Genomic DNA, 21,170 nt, shown 5'->3' on the forward strand with positions numbered 1-21,170 from the left:
TCCTTACATCCGAAAGATGCCGTACTGCTCGGGTTCAATGCGGGCACCCTGACAGGCGGCGAGCGCCAGCGCCAGCACGGTGCGGCTCTGGGCCGGGTCGATGACGCCATCATCCCAGAGGCGGGCGCTGGCGTAGTAGGGGTGACCCTGGCGCTCATACTGCTCGATCACCGGGGCTCGGATGGCGGCCGCTTCCTGCTCGCTCAGACTCTTGCCCTCGGCAGCCAGCTTGTCCCGACGCACCTGCACCAGCACCCCGGCCGCTTGCTCGCCCCCCATGACGGAGATGCGGCTGTTGGGCCAGCTAAAGAGAAAATCGGGTTCATAAGCGCGGCCGCACATGCCGTAGTTGCCGGCACCAAAGCTGCCGCCGACGATCAGGGTGATCTTGGGCACCCGGCTGCAGGCCACCGCTGTGACCAGCTTGGCGCCGTGCTTGGCGATCCCCTCTTTTTCTGCGCTACTCCCCACCATAAAACCGGTGATGTTCTGCAAAAAGAGCAGCGGGATGGCACGCCGGTTACAGAGTTGGATAAAGTGGGCCCCCTTCTGGGCACTGTCGCTGTGCAGCACGCCGTTGTTGGCGAGGATACCCACTTCCATGCCGCAAATACGGGCAAAGCCGGTCACCAGAGTGGTGCCGAACAGCGCCTTGAATTCGTCAAAGTCAGAGCTATCCACCAGTCGTGCAATCAGTTCGCGGGCGTCGTAAGGGCGTTTGAGACTGGTGCCCACCAGACCGTAGAGCTCCTCTATGGGGTAGCAGGGGGGCTCGTAGCCGGGGCTGCTCTCTATCGGCTCGTTACCCAGATGAGTAACCAGCGTGCGGGCGATGGCCAGCGCATGGGCATCGTCACGGGCCATGTGATCCGCCACCCCTGAGTGGGCGCAGTGTACCCCGGCGCCGCCCAGCGCCTCGGCGCTGATCTCCTCGCCGGTGGCGGCCTTGACCAGCGGTGGGCCGGCCAGAAAGATGGTGGCCTGCTCCCTGACCATGATCGACTCGTCTGCCATGGCGGGCACATAGGCGCCGCCTGCGGTGCAGAGCCCCATCACCACCGCCAGCTGCGGAATGTTCTGGGCCGACATGCGGGCCTGGTTGTAGAAGATGCGGCCAAAGTGATCCCGGTCGGGGAACACCTCGTCCTGCATCGGCAAGAAGGCGCCGCCGGAATCCACCAGATAGAGGCTGGGGAGGCGCAGCCGCTCGGCGATGGCCTGGGCGCGCAGGTGTTTTTTTACCGTGAGCGGGTAGTAGGTGCCGCCTTTCACGGTGGCGTCGTTCACCACCAGCATGCAGAGCCGGCCCGAAACCCGGCCGATGCCGGTGATGATACCGGCTGCGGGCACCGGCTCGTCATAGACCTGCCAGCCAGCCAGCGCCGAGAGTTCGAGAAACGGGGAGCCCGGGTCCAGCAGCTGATTGATGCGCTCGCGGGGCAGCAGCTTGCCACGGGCCTGATGGCGGGCGTTGTTGGCCGCGCCGCCCCCTTGCGCGATCTCGGCAATGCGGGCATGGAGATCATCGACCAGCCCCTGCATGGCGGCCCGATTGGCCGCATATTCCGGGCTCGCCGTGTCAAGGTGGGAGTGGATACGACTCATGCATTTTCTCCCATCAGCTCGCGGCCGATGAGCCAGCGGCGGATCTCCGAGGTGCCGGCGCCGATCTCGTAGAGTTTGGCGTCCCGTAGCAGGCGGCCAGTGGGGTATTCGTTGATGTAACCGTTGCCGCCGAGCAGCTGGATAGCGTCGAGGGCCATCTGGGTGGCGTTTTCGGCGGCAAACAGGATAGCTGCGGCGCAATCTTTACGGCTGGTGCGACCCTGATCGCAGGCGTTCGCCACCGAGTAGACCAGCGCCCGGCTGCTGGCTTGGCGGGTATACATGTCGGCGAGCTTGCCCTGCACCAGCTGGAACTCGCCGATGGCTTGACCAAACTGCTTGCGCTCACGCACATAGGGCAGCACTACATCCATACAGGCCTGCATGATGCCAAGGGGGCCCGCCGCCAGCACCACCCGCTCGTAATCCAGCCCGCTCATCAGTACCTTGACCCCGCCGTGCAGGGGGCCCAGCAGGTTTTCCTGCGGTACTCGGCAGTTGTCGAACACCAGCTCGCAGGTGCTGGAGCCGCGCATGCCGAGCTTGTCGAGCTTCTGGGCGGTGGAGAAACCGGGAGTCCCCGCCTCGACGATAAAGGCTGAAATTCCTTTGGGGCCCGCACTGGTATCTGTCTTGGCATAGATGACGAAGGTGTCGGCATCGGGTCCGTTGGTGATCCACATCTTGTTGCCGTTCAGCACGAAGTGATCGCCCTCGCGCTCCGCGGTCAGGCGCATGCTGACCACATCGGACCCGGCTCCCGGCTCGCTCATGGCCAGTGCCCCCACATGCTCGCCGCTCACCAGCGGGGGGAGGTAGCGTGCTTTTTGCTCCGCCGTGCCGTGGCGGTGGATCTGATTGATGCAGAGGTTGGAGTGGGCGCCGTAGGAGAGGCCGACCGAGGCGCTGGCGCGGCTCACCTGTTCCATTACCAGCACGTGGGCCAGATAGCCGAGGTTCACCCCGTCATACTCCTCCGCCACCGTGATGCCGTGCAGCCCCAGTTCACCCATCTGGGGCCAGAGATCACGGGGGAAGGCGTTGCTCTGATCGATCTCGCTGGCGCGCGGGGCGATCACTTTCTGGCAGAAGGCCGCAACCTGTTCGGTCAGGGCATTCAGGGTCTCATCCATCTGCATCCATGCTCTCCTTGCGGATATGACAGTCGGTTTGGAAGGTTGGTTCGACCGGCTGACTCGGCGTTACGGCTGGCAGTGGTCGGTCCATTTTGTACTTCACTTCTGCCACAAGTTTACGTTAGCGTAAACGTAAATCAATTGTTAATCTGTTGTGTGTCGATAGAGAGGTGGTAGTGAGAGCGTCATCAGCTACCACGACAACAGCGCCATAGTGGCAGATCCGACTGACGCAGCGTGTGGGCGCCGCGTCATAAAGCACTAACTCAGGAAAGTAAGCGCGGGGCAACAAGGGAGCGAACGACAAGATGGATTTTACCCTGACCGATGATCAACAGGCGTATGTGGAGGCGGCCGCCGCCTTTGCCGATGAGGCGCTCAAACCTAATGCCGCGCGCTGGGACAAGGATCATGAGTTTCCGATCCCGACCATCAAGCAGGCGGCCGGGCTAGGTTTTTGCGGTCTCTATACGCCGGAGCAGTTTGGCGGATTGGGGCTGCCGCGCCTCGATGCGAGCCTCATCTTCGAGCGCCTCGCCATGGGCTGTACCTCGACCACGGCGTATCTGACCATTCACAACATGGTGAGCTGGATGCTGGGCAGCTGGTTACCCACCGAGGTTGCCAAGGAGTGGGTGCCCAAACTGGCCAGCGGCGAGCTGTTGGGATCATATTGCCTTACCGAGCCGGGTGCGGGTTCCGATGCGGCGGCCCTCAAGACACGAGCGGTGTGCGAGGGTGACAATTATCTAATTGAGGGAACCAAGGTCTTTATCTCGGGAGCGGGCAGCAGCGATGTGCTGGTGGTGATGGCGCGCACCGGTGGTGAAGGTGCGAAGGGGATCTCAGCCTTTATGGTACCGGCTAATGCCCCCGGCGTGAGCTACGGCAAGGCAGAAGAGAAGATGGGCTGGAACAGCCAGCCGACCCGGGAGGTTGTTTTCAATGGGGTTCGCATTCCTGCCTGCTATCGGTTGGGCGAAGAGGGGGAAGGGTTCAAGTTCGCCATGCTGGCCCTCGATGGGGGGCGCATCAATATTGCCGCCTGTTCGGTGGGCACAGCCCAGCAGGCGCTGGACGATGCGCTGGCTTATGTGCAGCAGCGCCAGCAATTTGGTCACCCGATCAGCGAATTCCAGAGCGTGCAGTTTCGCCTGGCCGATATGGCGACCGAGCTGGCTGCCGCCCGCCTGCTGGTACGTCAGGCCGCCGACAAGCTGGATCGCGGGGCACCCGACAAGAGTGCCTGGTGCGCCATGGCCAAACGGTTTGCTACCGATGTTGGTTATCGAGTCTGTGATGAGGCTCTGCAACTCTTTGGCGGCTATGGTTATATCCGCGAGTATCCGCTCGAGCGCTATCTGCGCGATACCCGGGTACACCGCATTCTGGAGGGCACCAACGAGGTGATGCGACTCATCATCGCGCGCCGCCTGCTGGCCGATCCCGGTTTGTCGCTGGGCTAACCGGTGGTCGCATCAAGGGTGTGTTACCTGCCACCCGATTTGCACTGTGCCATGCCGGTTTCGGCTTTGTGAGCCAGCCACAGGTTGGTGTCATTCCAGCCTGTCATCATGGCGGCAGCTTCATCGACAAGGACAATGTTATGACAAGGATCAGACTCGAATATCATGGCCACGTGGCCTATATCACCCTCGACCATCCCCCTGCCAACACCTGGACCCTCGCCAGCCTGCAGGCCTTTTTGCAGATGATGGTGGAGCTCGACAGTCGTCCCGATGTGGTGGCACTGGTGATCCGTGGTGCGGGCGACAAATTTTTCTGCGCCGGTGCCGACCTCAATATGTTTGTCGAGGGGAATGTCGAGCTGGCCCGCGAAGTAGCCGAGGCCTTTGGCAAGGCCTTCGAGGCGCTGGCCCGTTTCCATGGCGTCAGTATCGCCGCCATCAATGGTTATGCCATGGGAGGCGGGCTGGAAGTGGCGCTGGCCTGTGATATCCGCATCGCCGAGCAGCAGGCGTTGCTGGGACTGCCGGAAGCCTCGGTGGGCTTGCTTCCCTGTGCCGGTGGCACCCAGCGCCTGACCGAGCTGGTGGGGCCGGGCTGGGCCAAGCGGATGATCCTCTGCGGTGAGAAGGTGAGTGCCTCGCTGGCCTACGAGATGGGGCTGGTGGAGGAGGTGGTGAAAACCGGTCAGGCGTGGGAGGCCGCGCACCAGATGGCCCATCTGGTGGAGCGCCAGAGCCCGAGCGCCCTGCGCGCCTGCAAAACCCTGATCAATCAGGGCCGCAGTGGCCCGCGGGATGCCGCCTTGCCCCTTGAGCGAGCGCTGTTTCTCGATCTCTTTAGCGATGCCAACCAGCGTGAAGGGGTGGCCGCCTTCCTGGAGAAACGCTTACCGCGCTGGCAATATGGCCCAACAGAATAAATCCATACGGAGCCGTTTATGAGTGAGCCGGTCAAGGTTAGCTGTTATCCCACCGAAGATGGTCATCAGATCGGGGTGTTGACCCTCGACAGCCCTGCGTCTCTCAACGCATTGAGCCTGCCGATGATCCAGATCCTGCAACAGACGCTGACCCGCTGGGAGCAGGATCCCGCCATCGTCTGTGTGCTGCTGCAGGGGGCGGGTGAGAAGGCATTTTGTGCCGGTGGCGATATCCGCTCCTTCTATTACCGCAAACAGGAGGCAAGCGGATCTGAACTGTTCGAATATGCCCGCGACTTTTTCGAGCAGGAGTACCGGCTCGACCACTACATCCACTCTTACCGCAAGCCCCTGATCTGCGTGGCGGACGGTATCTGCATGGGGGGCGGCATTGGCCTGTTTGCCGGTGCCGATTTTCGGGTTGTCACCGAAAGAAGCCTGTTCGCCATGCCGGAGGTGACCATTGGCCTCTACCCCGACGTGGGGGCAAGCTGGTTTTTAAGCAGGATGCCGGGGCGGCTGGGGCTCTGGCTCGGTCTGACTGGCGCCCGCTTCAACGGGAGTGATGCCATCGGTCTTGGGCTGGCGGATCACGCCATCGCCAGTGGCGAGCGCAGTGCGCTGTTGTTACGCCTCGCCGTGCTCGACTGGACTGGCAGTGATGATCCCCGTGAGCAGATCGATCTGTTGCTCAGGGGATTGCACCGTGAGGTGGCGGCCCGCTTGCCTGCGCCTGTGCTGCTGCCCCATCAACAGAGGATCGATGCCTTGCTGGCGGGACGCACGTTGCAAGGGGTATTGGCGCGGCTGTTCAGCGCCCATTTCGATAAACAGGAGGCAGTACTCCAGCAGGCGCAGCAGCTCTGCCGCACCGGTAGCCCCATCAGCCGCGCCATTTTGTGGCGCCAATATTGGCAGGCTCGCCGCAACTCACTGGCAGAGGTATTTGCCGAGGAGCTGACCCTCTCGGTCAACTGCGTGCTGAAGGGGGATTTTGTGGAAGGGGTGCGGGCACTGCTGATCGACAAGGATAAAGATCCCCGCTGGCAACAGTTGCCACCGGAGGGGGAGTGGTTGAACGAGTTCTATCGCTGGCCGCAGGGGCGCAATCCGTTGGCCTGCAAGGAATAACATCTTGGCAACCGGCGGACGCCGCCATCAGCAACGCAAGGAGCAAGCGGGATGACAAGGATAGGGTTTATCGGGCTCGGCAACATGGGCGGCCCCATGGCGGCCAATTTGGCCAGGGCCGGGCACACGGTGCAGGTGTTTGATCTGGTTGCCCAAAACATTGAGCGCGCCATCGCCGCTGGCTGCATAGCCGCGGGGGATGCCCGAGAGGCGGTGACCGGCTGCGAGGTGGTGATCAGCATGCTACCTGCGGGGGAGCATGTGCGCGACCTTTGGTTGTCTGAGGGGCAGGATCTGCTGGCAGCCCTGCCGGTTGGTGCACTGGTGATCGACTGCTCCACTATCGATGTCGACTCTGCCCGTCAGGTCGGGGAGGCGGCCCGCGCCCGCGGTTTGCGCTTTATCGATGCCCCCGTATCGGGCGGTGTCGCCGGTGCAGCCGCCGGGACGCTCACCTTTATCGTTGGCGGCGACGCGGCCGATTTCGAGGCGGCAAAGCCCCTGCTCGCCTGCATGGGGCAGAATCTGTTCCACGCCGGCCCCCTTGGCGCGGGGCAGATCGCCAAGATGTGCAACAACATGCTGCTTGCGATCCATATGGCGGGCACCGCCGAGGCGCTGGCGCTTGGAGTGAAGGAGGGGCTGGAGCCGGCAGTGCTCTCCACCATCATGGGCAAGAGCTCGGGCAACAACTGGAGTCTGGAGCGCTACAACCCCTGGCCCGGAGTGATGGAGAATGTGCCCGCTGCCCGCAACTATCAGGGGGGATTTATGACTCGGCTGATGGTGAAAGATTTGGGATTGGCCATGGCGCTGGCCGAGCATGGCCACAGCGCTGTGCCGATGGGGGCGCTCGCTCGTAACCTGTTCAACCTGCATGCCGCTCAGGGGCAGGGGAGCCGTGATTTCTCCAGCATCGTCGAACTCTATCTGGATAAACAGGATCCCGCCTGACGGGCCACCTCTCTTCAAGGCATCTCCCTTCGACCGCTACAAGGAGCATTGATGGATATCAAAGATAAGGTCATCGTTATTACCGGCGCTGGACGTGGCTTGGGACGGGCCATTGCGCTGGCCCTGGGCGCACAGGGGGCGACGCTGGCACTGCTCGACATCAATCGCGCCGATCTGGAGGCGACCTCAGCCATGGTGCACAGCCAGAATGATCAGTGCGATCAAGATAGCCTGTGCGAGCTGTTTGTCTGCAATGTGGCGAGCGAAGCCGAGGTCGAGGCCGTGTTTGCTGCCATCAAGGGGCGTTTTGGCGTGCTGCACGGTCTTATCAACTGCGCCGGCATTTTGCGCGATGGCATGCTGATCAAGGTGAAAGAGGGTGAACTGGTGGAGAAGATGACGCTGGCCCAGTGGCAGAGCGTGATTGACGTCAACCTCACAGGTACCTTCCTCTGCGGTCGCGAAGGGGCGGCACTGATGGCGCAAGGGGGTCAGGGGGGCGTTATCATCAACATCTCCTCCATTGCTCGCGCCGGCAATATCGGCCAGAGCAACTATGCCGCCAGCAAGGCAGGAGTGGCTTCGCTAGTGGTGACCTGGGCGCGGGAGCTGGCGCGCCATGGCATTCGGGTGATGGGGATTGCCCCCGGGGTGTTTGCCACCGACATGACGGCGGCGATGAAGCCGGAGGCGATGGCGCGGATGCAGCAGGCCATTCCGGTCGGCACCCTTGGCGAGGCGCAGCAGCTTGCCGAGACGGTGAGCTTTATTTTTGCCAACGACTATCTGTCGGGAAGGATGATAGAACTGGATGGCGGTTTGCGTTTATAGGGATTTACATAATGGGCCCCGGTGTTTCCACCGGGGCTTTTTTATGCAGATTATTTATACAGAGAGTGCCTGAATGGCGATGCATAGGAACCATGCGAGTCAGGTTGTGTTGGCAGAAAAATGAGAAATATCAATGGGTCTTGGTTAATTTGAGCCAGCTCACAGGCCATATGGGTCAGTGCTGTAAAATTGCGCGCGGTCAAGGCGGTGCATGATTGACGGGGCGAGGGATTGCGGTCGGAATAGTCATGCAATATAGTTGCCGCCTTTTTCACGGGGTCAGGATTCCCAGCCCCTCCCATATTGCGCGCAGTATGAATACGGACGCTCTGCCGCCGCCTAAATAAACAGGATTGAAATGGACAAGAAACTAGGGCTGGGCGCCCTCATTTCGCTGGTGATCGGCTCCATGGTCGGCGCCGGGGTCTTCAGTCTGCCACAAAACATTGCTGCGCATGCCAGTGCCGGGGCGGTCGCCCTGGGTTGGGCCATCACCGGTCTTGGCATGATCTGTCTCGCGCTGGTCTATCAGAACCTCTCCATGCGCCGCCCCGATCTCGATGGCGGTATCTTCAGCTATGCCAAAGCCGGTTTCGGCGATTTTATCGGCTTCAACGCCGCCTGGGGTTACTGGCTCTGCCAACTGCTGGCCAACGTCTCTTACGCCATCGTGGTGTTCAGCGCCCTGAGCTACTTCTTCGATACGCCGGACAACGTCATCTTCGGTGACGGCAATACGCCGGTGGCCATCACGCTGGCCTCCATCCTGATCTGGTCGGTGCATGCGCTGGTGCTACGCGGGGTACAGGTTGCTGCACTGGTTAATATCGTCACCACCATCGCCAAGATGGTGCCGCTCATCGTCTTCTGTGTCGCGATCCTGCTGGCCTTCAACATGGATACCTTCACTCTGGATATTTGGGGCCAGAACAACATGGAGCTGGGCTCCGTGATGGATCAGGTCAAGTCCACCATGAAGGTGACCCTCTGGGTCTTTATCGGGATTGAAGGGGCGGTGGTGGTCTCTGCCCGTGCCCGTCATCGCAAGGATGTGGGCCGTGCCACCGTGCTGGCGCTGCTCGGCGCCCTGACGCTTTACGTGATGGTGACCTTGTTCTCGCTGGGTGTCATGAGCCAGCCGCAACTGGCGGCGCTCAAGAACCCTTCGACCGCCATGATCCTTGAAGCCGTAGTCGGCCCCTGGGGCGCCTGGCTTATCAACATCGGTCTGGTGGTGTCGGTAATGGGTGCTCTGCTCAGCTGGACCGTGCTGGCCGCTGAAGTGCCCTATATCGCAGGCAAGACCGGCGTCTTCCCGGGCTGGTTTGCCAAGGAGAACAAAAACGGCTCGCCGCAGGTGTCCCTCTGGTGCTCCACCTGTCTGGTGCAGATCTTCCTGATCATCATCTACTTCCAGAGCAGCACCTATCTGGCGCTGGTCAACATCGCCACCTCGGCGGCGCTGGTGCCCTACGTTTTCTCCGGTGCCTATGGCCTGAAGCTGGCATTGAAAGGGGAGACCTATCAGGGTCAACCTCATCAGCGCAAGCGTGACCTGCTGCTGGCCCTGGTGGCGACCGTTTACGGCTGCTGGCTGGTCTACGCTGCCGGTGTGGAGTACCTGTTGCTGGTGGCGCTGCTCTATAGTCCGGGCATCTTCATCTACTGGAAGGCGCGTCAGCATCACGGTCTGCGCGGTCTTAACCGGCTGGAGCAGGGGATGACGGCGGCCCTGCTTGGCTGTGCCGTGCTGGCCTTCTACAAGGTGATGGACGGTACCATTCCACTGCACTAACCGGCACAATGAAGAGATGGCCCTCGCGCCATCTCTTTTTTTTTCATGCAGATATCCACTGTTGCCCGGCCGTGTTGGCCAGTTTTTGTTTAACACAGGAATTTTTATGCTGTTTATGGGTTACCTCCTGCTGGGCGCCTTTGCCGGTATGCTGGCGGGACTGTTCGGGATCGGCGGCGGTCTTATCATTGTCCCCGTGCTGGTCATGACCTTTCGCGCCCAGGGCATCGACCCTGAAATCATTACCCATCTGGCCCTCGGCACCTCGTTGCCCACCATGATCTTTACCGGATTCAGTTCGCTGCGGGCCCACCGGGAGGCGGGCGCCGTCGATTGGGTGATGATCCGCCGACTCGGCGCCGGCATGCTGATCGGGGGCTGGCTTGGCGGCATGACCGCCAATCTGCTCAGCACCAGCACCCTCAATATCATCATCGGTTGTTTCGCCTGGAGCATGGCGCTACAGATGGGGCTTAACCTTAAACCCAAAGCGGAGCGCTATATGCCGGGGCCGCTCGGCACAGGCATTGCCGGTACCATCATTGGCTGGATGTCAGCCCTGTTTGGTATTGGCGGTGGCTCGCTCACGGTCCCTTATCTGAGCTGGAACTCGGTGCCAATGCGCAATGCGGTAGCGGCCTCTGCAGCTTGCAGCATGCCCATCGCGCTGGCGGGGAGCCTCAGCTACCTCTATGCGGGTTGGGGTCATGCCGATCTGCCCGAGTGGAGTGTGGGCTACATCTATCTGCCAGCGCTGCTCGGCATTGTGCTGACCAGTACCCAGTTTGCCCGCCTTGGTGCCAAGCTGGCACACCGATTGTCACCAAGACGCCTCAAGCAGGCATTTGCCCTGCTGATGCTGCTGGTGGGGGCGAAATTTATGCTGTTTAGCTGATTCATTCGGCAGATTGTTGAAAAATAAGGCAAACGATCTGTTGGAGGGTAGAAAGCCGTTGCATTGAACGCCCAGTTTGCCTATTCTCCTCGCCGGTGGTCCTATTGGTCCTCTCGCATTGATAACCCGTCGACCTGGTCAGGACCGGAAGGTAGCAGCCAAGGCGGGGGACTCGAGTGCCGGGATGTGGCTGGTAGGGCCACCACTTGTTTCTGCAATTCAATTGTCGTCTAAATCATAAGTTGACATATCCAAAGCATAAGCTGACATGATCTTGCATCATAAGCTGACATAGCCTAAACCTGTAGTAAAGTAACAACAGGTTGGTGGTGTGTTATGTACCGTCGGCATCTCAAGCACTCCCGTGTCAAAAACCTCTTCAAGTTCGTCAGCGCTAAAATGAACACTGTATTTACAGTGGAATCAGCTTTGGAGTTCGATACTTGCTTTCATCTTGAGTACTCTCCTTCTGTCAAATTTTATGAGGCCCAGCCAGAAGGCTTCTATTACGAATTCGCTGGAAGGCAATGCCCCTATACTCCAGACTTTCGTTTAGTTGACCAGAATGACAGTGTCAGTTTTCTTGAAATAAAACCTTCAAATAAAGTCGCTGAGCCTGATTTTCTCCATCGATTTCCGCTTAAGCAGCAGAGAGCCATCGAGCTTTCCTCCCCGTTAAAGCTCGTTACAGAAAAGCAGATCAGAATTGACCCTATTTTGGGAAATTTGAAATTGTTGCATCGATACTCCGGTTTTCAGAGTTTTACACCCTTGCACATGCAGCTTCTTGGGCTAGTACAGAAGCTTGGCCGCGTATCATTGCTACGGTTATCTGATTCGATAGATGCGCCACCAGAAGAAGTCCTGGCATCAGCCTTGTCATTGATTGCCAGAGGAATCATGCAGAGTGACCTGACGGTACAGGAAATTGGTATTTCCACTTTAGTGTGGGCTAGCGGTCATTCAGGAATTGACCATGGATGAGCATAATGGATTGTTTGAGGACGAGTTCGTCATTCCTCAACCATCGGCCTCCACTTCCCCCATTGATGCCATTCAAGCTGTTGTACCTGCTACAGTGGATAGTTTTCCTGATGCTCTCAAGGTAGAAGCACTGCATCGACGCGATTATATTCTTTGGGTTGAAAAAAATTTGGCAGGAGGCTGGACAGAGAAAAACCTGGCGCCATTGCTTGCTGACGCGGCATTAGTTTTACCCCCTCCCATCCCTAATTGGCGAACACTGGCGCGTTGGAGAAAGATCTATATCCAGCATGGCAGAACGTTGGTTTCTCTCATTCCTAAACACCAAGCGAAGGGGAACTCTCGAAGTCGGCTTCCACCTAGTGATGAGCTGTTTTTTGAGCAAGCCGTCCATCGTTATCTGGTAGGTGAGCAACCTTCAATCGCATCTGCGTTTCAACTCTACAGTGATTCTATTCTAATAGCGAATCTCGGTGTGGTCGAAAATTCTATAAAAACCATATCTTATATGGCTTTTTATAATAGAGTGAAGAAACTGCCAGCTTATCAAGTCATGAAAAGTCGGAAGGGTTCATATATAGCCAATGTTGAATTTAAGGCCATTGGTAGTCATAAACCACCAAGCAGAATAATGGAGAGAGTAGAAATAGACCATACACCATTGGATCTACTTTTACTCGATGATGATTTATTAGTTCCCTTAGGACGTCCGAGTTTGACATTGCTAATTGATGCTTATAGCCATTGTGTTGTAGGTTTTAATCTGAATTTCAACCAGCCTAGTTATGAATCTGTTCGTAACGCATTGCTCAGTAGCATTTCTAAAAAAGATTATGTAAAGAATAAATATCCATCAATTGAACATGAATGGCCATGCTATGGTAAACCAGAGACTTTGGTTGTTGATAATGGAGTTGAATTTTGGAGCGCTAGCCTTGCACAGGCTTGTTTGGAACTTGGGGTCAATATCCAATACAACCCAGTTAGAAAACCATGGCTGAAACCTATGATCGAACGGATGTTTGGCATCATTAATCGCAAACTTCTGGAGCCGATCCCTGGTAAAACCTTTTCCAATATTCAGGAAAAAGGAGATTACGATCCGCAGAAAGATGCAGTCATGCGTTTTTCCACCTTCCTAGAGATTTTTCATCATTGGGTCATCGATGTCTACCATTACGAACCAGATAGTAGGTGTCGCTATATTCCAATTATATCTTGGCAACATGGAAGCAAAAATGTACCTCCCGCACCTATTATTGGTGATGACCTGACGAAGCTTGAAGTAATCCTGAGCCTCAGCTTGCAATGTACGCATAGGCGAGGTGGCATCCAGTGCCATCACCTCCGCTACGATTCGGATGAGCTGGCTTCTTACCGGATGAATTATTCTGACAAGACAAGGGGGAAACGGAAAGTCCTCGTAAAACTCAATCCAAGAGACATATCTTATGTGTATGTTTTTCTTGATGAGATTGGTAGCTATATTCGTGTCCCGTGCATTGATCCTATAGGTTATACAAAAGGTTTGAGCCTACAGGAACATCAAATTAATGTGAAGTTACACCGAGATTTCATTAATGAACAAATGGATGTTGTCAGTTTATCAAAAGCACGAACCTATCTAAATGATAGAATAAAAAACGAATTAGTGGAGGTCCGGCACAATCTTAGACAACGTAATGTCAAAGGAGTCAACAGAATTGCGAAATATCGTAATGTTGGCAGCCATGCAGAAACCAGCATTGTTCACGAACTCAATATTCCGGCCACAAATGACGTGATTTCTAAAATGGAGAACGCAAGTCAGCCAGAACACTATGATGATTGGGATAAGTTCACTTCTGGTCTGGAGCCCTACTAATGGAACTATCCTGTGATGATGCAAATAAACTCAGATCGTTTATCGAATGTTATGTCGAGACACCATTGCTACGGACAATCCAAGAGGATTTTGATCGTCTTCGCTTTAATAAACAGTTTGCTGGTGAACCGCAATGTATGTTGTTAACGGGTGATACCGGGACGGGTAAATCTTCCCTAATCCGTTATTATGCTGCCAAATATCCAGAGCAAGTCAGACATGGTTTTATTCATAAGCCACTGCTTGTCAGCAGGATCCCCAGTAGACCGACTTTGGAGTCCACCATGGTTGAGCTACTGAAGGATCTTGGTCAATTTGGTAGTTCAGAACGAATTCACAAGAGTTCTGCTGAAAGTCTTACCGAGGCATTAATTAAGTGTTTGAAACGCTGCGAGACTGAGTTGATTATTATCGATGAGTTTCAGGAACTCATCGAAAACAAGACCCGCGAAAAACGCAATCAGATTGCTAATCGGCTAAAATACATCAGCGAAACCGCCAAAATCCCGATTGTGTTGGTTGGTATGCCGTGGGCTATCAAAATTGCTGAAGAGCCACAATGGTCTTCAAGGCTATTGATACGTAGAGCCATTCCATACTTCAAATTGTCGGATGATAGAGAAAATTTTATTCGCCTCATTATGGGATTAGCCAATCGTATGCCTTTTGAAACTCAGGTCAGGCTGGAGACCAAGCATACAATTTACGCACTGTTCGCTGCTTGTTATGGTAGCCTGCGTGCACTTAAACAGCTGCTGGATGAGTCAGTCAAACAGGCACTTGCTGTTCATGCCGAGACGCTGAAACATGAGCACATTGCTGTGGCATATGGGGTGTTTTATCCAGACCAAGTGAATCCGTTTTTGCAACCGATTGATGAGATACAGGCTTGTGAAGTGAAACAATATTCACGTTATGAAATTGATGCAGTAGGTAAGGAAGAGATTCTGAGCCCGCTGCAATTCACCGACAAGCTCCCTATCAGTCAGTTACTAAAAAAGCGATAACGTGAAATTTTTCCTCTGAACATCAAAAACTAAGTATTGCTTAGTACACTTATTCGTATAAGACTAAGAAAATCTTAGCTACCTGATCCTCAGCTAGCAGAGACCCCATGACAAACCCATTACCCATCAGACTCAAAGCCGCAAGAAAGGCGACGGGTCTGACTCAACAGCAGTTGGGGATACGATTAGGTATGGAACAGAGCACAGCTAGCGCCAGGATGAACCAGTACGAGAAGGGGAAACATGCCCCTGACTACCAGACCATGCAACGCATTGCTCAGGAGTTGGGTTATCCAGTGGCCTACTTCTACTGTGATGATGAACTGCTTGCGGAACTGATCTGCATGATGGCAAAGCTGTCAGAGGAGAAACAACGAGAGTTGCTACAGAAGCTGTCTGTCACCGAACATGCGGGATCACGAGATTCTGCGGAGTGACTCGGCCCCATCGTTTGGGCGGTGAGTCTCCGTTTCGCCCATCAGCCATTCCGATGCTGGAATCGTATAGACAACACGGAGGTTAAGGAGTGCACATGCTGGTGAAAGCCGTGGTTCCAACTGAGCAGGTGGTAGATGTACGCTGCGATATCTGTAGCGAAAGCACAATGATGACGGGGGAGCAGAACTATGCAACCTTGTCTGCCAACTGGGGATATGGCTCCCAGCATGACGGAGAGCGATATGACGTTCATCTTTGTGAGAGCTGCTTCTTTGAAACCCTTGCGTATTTGCGCCAGTCTCATCGGCAAAATCACATGTTTTCTGATGATTATGAGCCAGCAGATCCCGAGTGTTTTGGTCGAGTAGACTTGAACTAGAGTCTGCGACCCAATACCTCTGGCTCGCAGGCTGTGAGTGCAGCTCAGGCGATCACCTTTGCTGCGCTCAGCCCTCACCCGGCTGTCAGCTAGCGTAATCTCCGGTTGATTTTTGCTTCGGTATCCTCTCGAACAGCTTCCCGCTCGTAGGTTTCTGTCAGCTTCATAAGCAGCTCGGAAGCGACGTACGGTGACGACATCCGTATCTGTTGTGCCCACTTCCTGTATTTGTCGGCAAGTTGACGTTCCTGGTTTCCGTCAGGACCACGGGCATGTACCCCTCGCGAGTTGTAAACGCCGGTATGTGCTCCGTGCATCATGTCCTCAGACTGGATATCCTCCATCATTGTTCTTACCGCTTCACAAGGCCAAGCACCGTCTTCACCAATCGGTGCCGAGGCAAGCAGTTCTCCGATTACTGCATCAGCGATTTCTATACGCGATAACTCCGCGCAGGACTTGCGTACTGTTTCGGTCCAATTCGCTAGACGCTTGGTATCAATGTGTCCTTGTTCGTCGCTGCCAGGAATTCTTTTCAGTGCTTGTAAAAGCTTGTATCCCTGCTCAGCCATGCGCTTAGTCTTGTCTTCTTCAACCTTGAATTCAGGTGGGTCTTCAGCTCGGTCATTGCGCTTGTATGTCCATACGATGGCTTGGACCAATACTTCTGGGTGGAACTCGATATATCGCTCAAGGTTTGGGACTGCGGATTTGGCATGCCGGTCCCATGCGCGGTCAAGCACGTCTAGATACGCGAACTCGAGGCCGGCCTTCTGTTCAAGTGACAGTTCGGCTGTTTTGTTGATGCATTCGAATACTCGCTCGACGTAATGGTGTTCAAGCTGGTATTCGCCAGCCTTTTCATCACTCCCCTGTGCCATGGCTGTGAGAAGTTGGAACAGTTTGAGGACTGGCAGTGTTTCTGGATGATACTTAACGAGAGCAAACGCAGCGCGTGGTCGCCGAGCTTTCATGAGCATGTCGACCGCTTTAGAGGTCTCCGCAGGGATGTCCCGCAGCCAGCTTGGAACAACTTCCTTCCAGTACCGTAATTCAACTTCCTTGCCGTATGAAAATACTAGCGACCAAGTAGCTTCGCCAAAGGGAGCGAGTGTAAGAAGGTGTACCGTGTTTTCGGGACCAATTGCTGTAATGGCGGACCTTAAGACTGCTTCGCCTTTCTGATCGTTGGTGATCACACCTAAAATATCTTGGATCAGGCATTCCGAGGAGCGAGCAGCGGACTCGCTCTCACTCCTTTTCTGAAAGGCGAGAATGATGAGTGACAGCAGTTCTTCCTCATCCAATATATACTTAGCAGAAAGGGCTCCAATTGTTCCCGGCACTCCACTGCGGGTTGCCATATTGAGTAAGCCTGTGATGCCATACTGACCATGGATTTCCTTTAGTGCATCGACCCGTTGTTTTCGAATCCGCGCCTCGCGTTCTTCATAGTTAATGTTCTCTATGTCTTCGAGCTCGTCGGCAGACTCATCGATCCAAGAGCCCTTGAAAAGCCACGCGTGCTTGTCGAGGGGGTTACTCGGTTCGAGCGCGGTATGGATGTGCTTTGCTGCGTTCGCAATGCGTGATTGCTTACTACTTCTCCTCGCACGTAGTGCTGCACGGCGGGATAACGTCGAGACTCGAATCTTCTCGCGTAACGCAATCTTGTCGCTGTCACTGGCGGTCTTTGCCCATGCATCGACTAGCGCCCATACGCGATCTTGGTCGGCGTCCGTCAAATCATGTAGGCGATCGATCAGGTCAGACAGCATCGAGACTGTGTAGCGTACCTGGGATAAGGCCAGCTGTATCATCTCCTCAGCGAACTCTAATATCGGTCCCCAGGTCGGAAACGGCTCGCCGTGGCCGTATCCGTCCGGGCGCCATGTCGGCTTGTGGCTGTAGTCCCCAGTTTGATGGTGATTGCCGAACTGTGCTACACAAAGCGTCCAAGCGATATCCGGGAACCGGTTGAACAGAGCTTTCATCAGTGCTGAGCGATCGTCATTATTGGCTGCGGTCTGGGGCATCCATGATCGGAATATCGCTGCCAGCGAATGCGCCGGTTTGTTGACCCAGTTGTCGTTGATCTCGATCTGCGCGAGACGAGCAAGGATCATCGCAGTACGAGGAAGCGTCTCCGGATTCCATGCTAGTCCTTCTAGCGCCCAGAGAAGTCCGGTGCGACATGGACTGCCAAATATGCCGGACCCAGCGGGACGAAGGAGGCCTATAACTGCAGGAGTGTCCGTCTTCAGGTCGCGTTCGATGATCGAGAGGAACTCGGTCGGCGCTGCTTCGGCGTAGAGTGGCAAGTCGCGGTTGTTGGCTTCGAGCATGCGTGTGGTAAGGGGATCCTTAAGCAGGTCGCGCACTACCAGAGCGGCTTCTATTTCTGTATCTATCCCCAGGCGTGCCTTGAAGAGGCTCACGCCGTGAACGGCCAGGAGCACTAGCGTTTCCGAAATACCCTGGCGGAACGCAGGAGAGAATTCCCGAGTTTTTCCGTGGATGGACGCAGCCCATCGCTGCTCTTCAGCGAGATCAAGGGATGGGTCATCCTCCCCCAGCACCATCCGCGCAACATCGAAGTATCGCTTCAGGTCGTCGCTGGTCATGTAGCGAGCGATGGCGTAGAGCAGGTCAATCTTCGAGACGACCCCGCGATACGTTCCAATGGACCAGAGCGGCGCGTCGTTCAGTTGGATCAGGCGTTGGCAGTCCTTTGCCAGTATTTCGTACGTGCGGTCACCTGCAAGCAGGGACAGACCAGCCTTGTCGGTTTCGTTAAGATCGTGCCAGGCGCCAACCAGCATGAAGGCGATGAGGCTTTCTGGGGAGTGTTGCTGTGTTGCCCAAAGTGGTATTCGCACTGCCTCGACGGTCGCGAGCCGGCGGCGTAAGACGGTGAGTGAGTGTCCCGACTCGTTTGCCAAGATCCTAATCTCATCTCGTTTTTTGCCGATTCCTTTGAGCGCGGAGTCGAACACTTCGAAACTGACGGGTTCAAGAACGATGTCTGGCTCTGCGTTGATCGAGTTCCTCGGATATACCACGATGGAGTGCATCTGTTCCGCATAGGGAGCTAATTCAATTTCGACTTCGTGTGAATGCACCACGGGAATGAACGGCCTCGTTCCGCCAGCAAGTTGCGGCAAGATGCCTGCTTTATCGAAAACCAGAATCAGGTATCGATAAGGCTCCAGTTCTGCACTTCCTTCTGGGCTAAAACACTGGGCAATGAAGGCTAGTGCTTCATCGGTGGAGTCTGCTGCGACCACTATCGGTCCAGTAAACTCCGGTTCGAGGCGGGAAACGAACTTGCGTTTCGCTTCCTCAATGGCTGAATTGAACAGCGAGCCAGGCAGTGGCGGAGTTGCTACATTCGCCCAGTCTGTCCAGCACTTGTCGAGTGAGCGGACGCCCTGCGCAGGGGATCCGGTCTCGTTGGCAAACCATGCTTGGCCGGGCAGAGACTGTTCCACCCACTGTTCCAAGTCGCTAGAATCGTAGGCTCGGACGTCCTTCCAAGAACCTTCTTTCTTCTTTTCAGTAACCCAATCGTTCTTGCCAGCCCATCTGCGAGGAGTGACGAACACGAACTCCATTGATGCCCTGTCGTTTGCATCATTTGCAGTTACGCTTTTCTTGTAATCTTTATCTGCCTTTGTCTTAGGATCCTCGTTAGTACCAAATTCCCAACCAGAACGTCCAGATGGCACCCAAGCAGTCCCCTCGTTTGCCATGACTCGACCGTCCCAGCCAGCGCGCTGGGAGTCGTCGTTCCCAGGGAAGTCGACTTCCGAGAGGCCGCTACCTGTCGAATGAACCAAGGTCCTTAGGAATACCGCGAACCTGCTGCGAGCGGCGATGTTGTGTGAAGCCCAGTGCTCTATGTCGTTGGCCTTGATTGCTAGGAACTGGGGGACATACGCTTTTGCGTTTGTCGGGGCGCTCTTCTGCTTAGCCTTGAAGGCGTCGTACTGAGCCTGCATTTCGAGTAGGTCTTCCCTAGGAACTCCGAATACCTTCTCAATGCGGGTTGCCATTTCGGTAGAGAGAGATGCTTTTCCGTTAAGCAGATTAGAAAGAGCCGGTCGCCCGACACCAATCAGCTCGGCAGCTTTTGTGACGGACATTTTTGCAGGGAAAACCTCTGTTTTGATGCGCTCGCCAGGATGGCGTGCTTCGATAATGTCCATACATATCTCCTATTGCTAATTAGTGCCAGTGGACACATAACAACAACTATCCTGTTGCGCGTAGCGTTACGCAATACATTAGTTGAATATTTAATCAGTTTTTTCGTGTTGGTGCCTGTTTAGGTAGAGATACTGCGGCATGATGTTGTTGTGTTGAACTTCCACATCTAAGCAAGCTGATATCTGCTTAGAATCCTTCTTGAGAGAGGAAAGAGAGCTGTAGTGTGCTGCCGAACTAAACGTGTGTCTGCTCGGATGGTAATTCCAAGGATCTGTGCTACACCTTAAAACTAAGTAATATTTAGTTTTGGTGATTTAATGCATCTTCTTATTCGACCAGACCCCTCCATTGACGAGTCCTTGGAGAGCTATTTTTTACGTTTGTCCCAAGAGAACGGATTTGAGCGCTTTTACCTCTTTAGCGGTGTAATAAAGGATTGGCTTCACACAACGGATCATGCCGCGGCTGGAGCCTTTCCGCTGGAGCTATTCAGGCTCAACATCTTTCATGCGAGTCGCTCTAGTGGTTTGCGGGTCAGAGCCTTGCAACTCGTGGATAGATTGACTGATGGAGCTCCTTTTCGTCTCCTCCAATTGGCGCTGAGCCATTCAGCTATCAGTTTTGGTAATCACCATAAAGCTGTACACCGGTCGGGCGTCGATATTCCACTCTGTTTCATTCGCACCAGCAAAATCCCTTGTTGTCCAGATTGTTTGCGCGAGTCAGCGTATGTGCGTCAATGCTGGCACTTCAAGCCGTATGTTGCATGCCATCGTCATGGCGGGAGATTGATAGATAGTTGCCCGGCTTGTGGTGAATCCCTTAATTACTTGGCCAGCGAATTGATAAATTATTGCCAGTGTGGGTTTGATTTACGCACAGCATCAACAGTCCCAGCCCAGCCCGATGAAATACAATTGTCGGCATTGGCATATGGCTGTTCGTTTGAATCGTCAAACCCGCTGTTAGCCATAGGATGCTTGAGTGCGCGATTTGGAGCCTTGCTTTGGTATCAGCAGCGTTACTTAAGTGACCATGAGGCCGTGTGTGATGACAGGGTTCTTGCAAAGGCTATCGGTCACTTTGCTGCATGGCCTGACGCTTTCTGGGGGGAATTGCAGCAGATGGTGGATGACGCATTGGTCAGGCAAACCAAAGAGCTGAATCATACCGATTTTGTTGATGTTTTCGGGAGCGTAGTGGCTGATTGTCGCCGCATTCCAATGCGCAATACGGGACAGAATTTTATCCTCAAAGATCTGATCGTTTTTTTGACTGATCTAGTCGTAAGCCATCCTCAGTGCAGGGTCGCGAATGTAGGCGATCTCTTGCTCTCAGCCTTAGACTCTGCGACCTTGCTATCTACGTCTATCGAGCAGGTTCGCCGCTTACAGCATGAGGGATTTTTGCCATTGGCTATCAGACCGGCTAGCCGGAACACTGTATCGCCCCATCGGGCTGTGTTTCACCTGCGGCATGTGGTCGAGTTACGCCAGGCGCGTATGCAGTCCCATCATGATGACAGTTCAACCTATCTGCCTGCATGGTGACGA

Annotated in this window: 16 protein-coding genes and 1 other RNA gene; 14 read left to right on the forward strand and 3 right to left on the reverse strand. The window is 55.2% G+C overall.

What is annotated here, in order from left to right; genetic code table 11:
- Positions 1-3: 3 nt before the first annotated feature.
- Together I6L34_RS20510 and I6L34_RS20515 are read right to left on the reverse strand one after the other, a co-directional pair.
- Positions 4-1,605, reverse strand: a complete 1,602-nt coding sequence (locus tag I6L34_RS20510; RefSeq protein ID WP_216955239.1) for a carboxyl transferase domain-containing protein — start codon at positions 1,603-1,605, stop codon at positions 4-6.
- Positions 1,602-2,744 carry an isovaleryl-CoA dehydrogenase gene (locus I6L34_RS20515; RefSeq protein ID WP_058057199.1) on the reverse strand — a complete coding sequence of 381 codons (1,143 nt, stop codon included), beginning with the start codon at positions 2,742-2,744 and terminating at the stop codon, positions 1,602-1,604. Before I6L34_RS20515 ends, I6L34_RS20510 begins: the two co-directional genes overlap by 4 nt.
- Before the next feature lie 305 nt (positions 2,745-3,049).
- Between I6L34_RS20515 and I6L34_RS20520 the strand changes: the two genes are divergently transcribed.
- The 13 genes from I6L34_RS20520 to I6L34_RS20580 all read left to right on the forward strand — a co-directional run bounded on the left by I6L34_RS20520 (position 3,050) and on the right by I6L34_RS20580 (position 15,408).
- Positions 3,050-4,207, forward strand: a complete 1,158-nt coding sequence (locus tag I6L34_RS20520; RefSeq protein WP_058057200.1) for an acyl-CoA dehydrogenase family protein — start codon at positions 3,050-3,052, stop codon at positions 4,205-4,207.
- A gap of 140 nt (positions 4,208-4,347) precedes the next feature.
- Complete coding sequence (locus I6L34_RS20525; RefSeq protein WP_005345131.1) at positions 4,348-5,130, forward strand: enoyl-CoA hydratase; 783 nt, start codon at positions 4,348-4,350, stop codon at positions 5,128-5,130.
- An 18-nt stretch (positions 5,131-5,148) separates the two neighbouring features.
- Positions 5,149-6,261 (forward strand): enoyl-CoA hydratase/isomerase family protein, encoded by a 1,113-nt coding sequence (locus I6L34_RS20530; protein WP_075114785.1) that lies wholly within the window; start codon positions 5,149-5,151, stop codon positions 6,259-6,261.
- Between the two features lie 51 nt (positions 6,262-6,312).
- Positions 6,313-7,215: a 3-hydroxyisobutyrate dehydrogenase gene (mmsB, locus tag I6L34_RS20535; protein ID WP_216955240.1), complete on the forward strand. Its 903-nt coding sequence runs from the start codon at positions 6,313-6,315 to the stop codon at positions 7,213-7,215.
- 51 nt (positions 7,216-7,266) lie between these two features.
- Positions 7,267-8,046: an SDR family oxidoreductase gene (locus tag I6L34_RS20540; RefSeq protein ID WP_216955241.1), complete on the forward strand. Its 780-nt coding sequence runs from the start codon at positions 7,267-7,269 to the stop codon at positions 8,044-8,046.
- A gap of 358 nt (positions 8,047-8,404) precedes the next feature.
- Positions 8,405-9,841: an arginine-ornithine antiporter gene (arcD, locus tag I6L34_RS20545; RefSeq protein WP_005336921.1), complete on the forward strand. Its 1,437-nt coding sequence runs from the start codon at positions 8,405-8,407 to the stop codon at positions 9,839-9,841.
- 106 nt (positions 9,842-9,947) lie between these two features.
- Positions 9,948-10,736 carry a sulfite exporter TauE/SafE family protein gene (locus I6L34_RS20550; protein WP_216955242.1) on the forward strand — a complete coding sequence of 263 codons (789 nt, stop codon included), beginning with the start codon at positions 9,948-9,950 and terminating at the stop codon, positions 10,734-10,736.
- Positions 10,737-10,838: 102 nt separating this feature from the next.
- An RNA gene (gene ffs / locus I6L34_RS20555) (signal recognition particle sRNA small type) lies at positions 10,839-10,935 on the forward strand.
- Positions 10,936-11,072: 137 nt separating this feature from the next.
- A complete protein-coding gene (locus tag I6L34_RS20560) occupies positions 11,073-11,720 on the forward strand; it encodes a TnsA endonuclease N-terminal domain-containing protein (RefSeq protein ID WP_064336210.1) in 648 nt (215 codons plus the stop codon).
- On the forward strand, positions 11,713-13,584 hold the full coding sequence (locus tag I6L34_RS20565; RefSeq protein WP_216955243.1) for a Mu transposase C-terminal domain-containing protein: 1,872 nt from the start codon (positions 11,713-11,715) through the stop codon (positions 13,582-13,584). The genes I6L34_RS20560 and I6L34_RS20565 overlap by 8 nt, the downstream gene beginning before the upstream one ends.
- Positions 13,584-14,591 (forward strand): TniB family NTP-binding protein, encoded by a 1,008-nt coding sequence (locus I6L34_RS20570; protein ID WP_043826355.1) that lies wholly within the window; start codon positions 13,584-13,586, stop codon positions 14,589-14,591. The genes I6L34_RS20565 and I6L34_RS20570 overlap by 1 nt, the downstream gene beginning before the upstream one ends.
- Positions 14,592-14,698: 107 nt before the next feature.
- Entirely contained in the window at positions 14,699-15,028 is a 330-nt protein-coding gene (locus tag I6L34_RS20575) for a helix-turn-helix domain-containing protein (RefSeq protein WP_043826353.1), read from the forward strand.
- 95 nt (positions 15,029-15,123) lie between these two features.
- On the forward strand, positions 15,124-15,408 hold the full coding sequence (locus I6L34_RS20580) for a hypothetical protein (protein WP_043826351.1): 285 nt from the start codon (positions 15,124-15,126) through the stop codon (positions 15,406-15,408).
- 89 nt (positions 15,409-15,497) lie between these two features.
- Here the strand turns inward: I6L34_RS20580 and I6L34_RS20585 are convergent, their stop codons facing one another.
- Positions 15,498-19,616 carry a HigA family addiction module antitoxin gene (locus tag I6L34_RS20585; RefSeq protein ID WP_216955244.1) on the reverse strand — a complete coding sequence of 1,373 codons (4,119 nt, stop codon included), beginning with the start codon at positions 19,614-19,616 and terminating at the stop codon, positions 15,498-15,500.
- A gap of 318 nt (positions 19,617-19,934) precedes the next feature.
- On the opposite strand from I6L34_RS20585, the gene I6L34_RS20590 reads away from it, so the two are divergent.
- Complete coding sequence (locus tag I6L34_RS20590; protein ID WP_216955245.1) at positions 19,935-21,167, forward strand: TniQ family protein; 1,233 nt, start codon at positions 19,935-19,937, stop codon at positions 21,165-21,167.
- The last annotated feature ends 3 nt before the right edge of the window (positions 21,168-21,170 follow it).

The sequence above is a fragment of the Aeromonas sp. FDAARGOS 1404 genome (genome assembly GCF_019047085.1).
GTDB lineage: Bacteria > Pseudomonadota > Gammaproteobacteria > Enterobacterales > Aeromonadaceae > Aeromonas > Aeromonas veronii.

What these genes read in the sequence shown, in the direction of transcription:
- I6L34_RS20590 (WP_216955245.1), top strand. Translation starts at nt 19,935, where the DNA reads ATGCATCTTCTTATTCGACCAGACCCCTCCATTGACGAGTCCTTGGAG.
- I6L34_RS20565 (WP_216955243.1), top strand. Translation starts at nt 11,713, where the DNA reads ATGGATGAGCATAATGGATTGTTTGAGGACGAGTTCGTCATTCCTCAA.
- I6L34_RS20520 (WP_058057200.1), top strand. Translation starts at nt 3,050, where the DNA reads ATGGATTTTACCCTGACCGATGATCAACAGGCGTATGTGGAGGCGGCC.
- I6L34_RS20570 (WP_043826355.1), top strand. Translation starts at nt 13,584, where the DNA reads ATGGAACTATCCTGTGATGATGCAAATAAACTCAGATCGTTTATCGAA.
- I6L34_RS20560 (WP_064336210.1), top strand. Translation starts at nt 11,073, where the DNA reads ATGTACCGTCGGCATCTCAAGCACTCCCGTGTCAAAAACCTCTTCAAG.
- I6L34_RS20540 (WP_216955241.1), top strand. Translation starts at nt 7,267, where the DNA reads ATGGATATCAAAGATAAGGTCATCGTTATTACCGGCGCTGGACGTGGC.
- I6L34_RS20510 (WP_216955239.1), bottom strand. Translation starts at nt 1,605, where the DNA reads ATGAGTCGTATCCACTCCCACCTTGACACGGCGAGCCCGGAATATGCG.
- I6L34_RS20585 (WP_216955244.1), bottom strand. Translation starts at nt 19,616, where the DNA reads ATGGACATTATCGAAGCACGCCATCCTGGCGAGCGCATCAAAACAGAG.
- I6L34_RS20550 (WP_216955242.1), top strand. Translation starts at nt 9,948, where the DNA reads ATGCTGTTTATGGGTTACCTCCTGCTGGGCGCCTTTGCCGGTATGCTG.
- mmsB (WP_216955240.1), top strand. Translation starts at nt 6,313, where the DNA reads ATGACAAGGATAGGGTTTATCGGGCTCGGCAACATGGGCGGCCCCATG.
- I6L34_RS20580 (WP_043826351.1), top strand. Translation starts at nt 15,124, where the DNA reads ATGCTGGTGAAAGCCGTGGTTCCAACTGAGCAGGTGGTAGATGTACGC.
- I6L34_RS20525 (WP_005345131.1), top strand. Translation starts at nt 4,348, where the DNA reads ATGACAAGGATCAGACTCGAATATCATGGCCACGTGGCCTATATCACC.
- arcD (WP_005336921.1), top strand. Translation starts at nt 8,405, where the DNA reads ATGGACAAGAAACTAGGGCTGGGCGCCCTCATTTCGCTGGTGATCGGC.
- I6L34_RS20575 (WP_043826353.1), top strand. Translation starts at nt 14,699, where the DNA reads ATGACAAACCCATTACCCATCAGACTCAAAGCCGCAAGAAAGGCGACG.
- I6L34_RS20530 (WP_075114785.1), top strand. Translation starts at nt 5,149, where the DNA reads ATGAGTGAGCCGGTCAAGGTTAGCTGTTATCCCACCGAAGATGGTCAT.
- I6L34_RS20515 (WP_058057199.1), bottom strand. Translation starts at nt 2,744, where the DNA reads ATGCAGATGGATGAGACCCTGAATGCCCTGACCGAACAGGTTGCGGCC.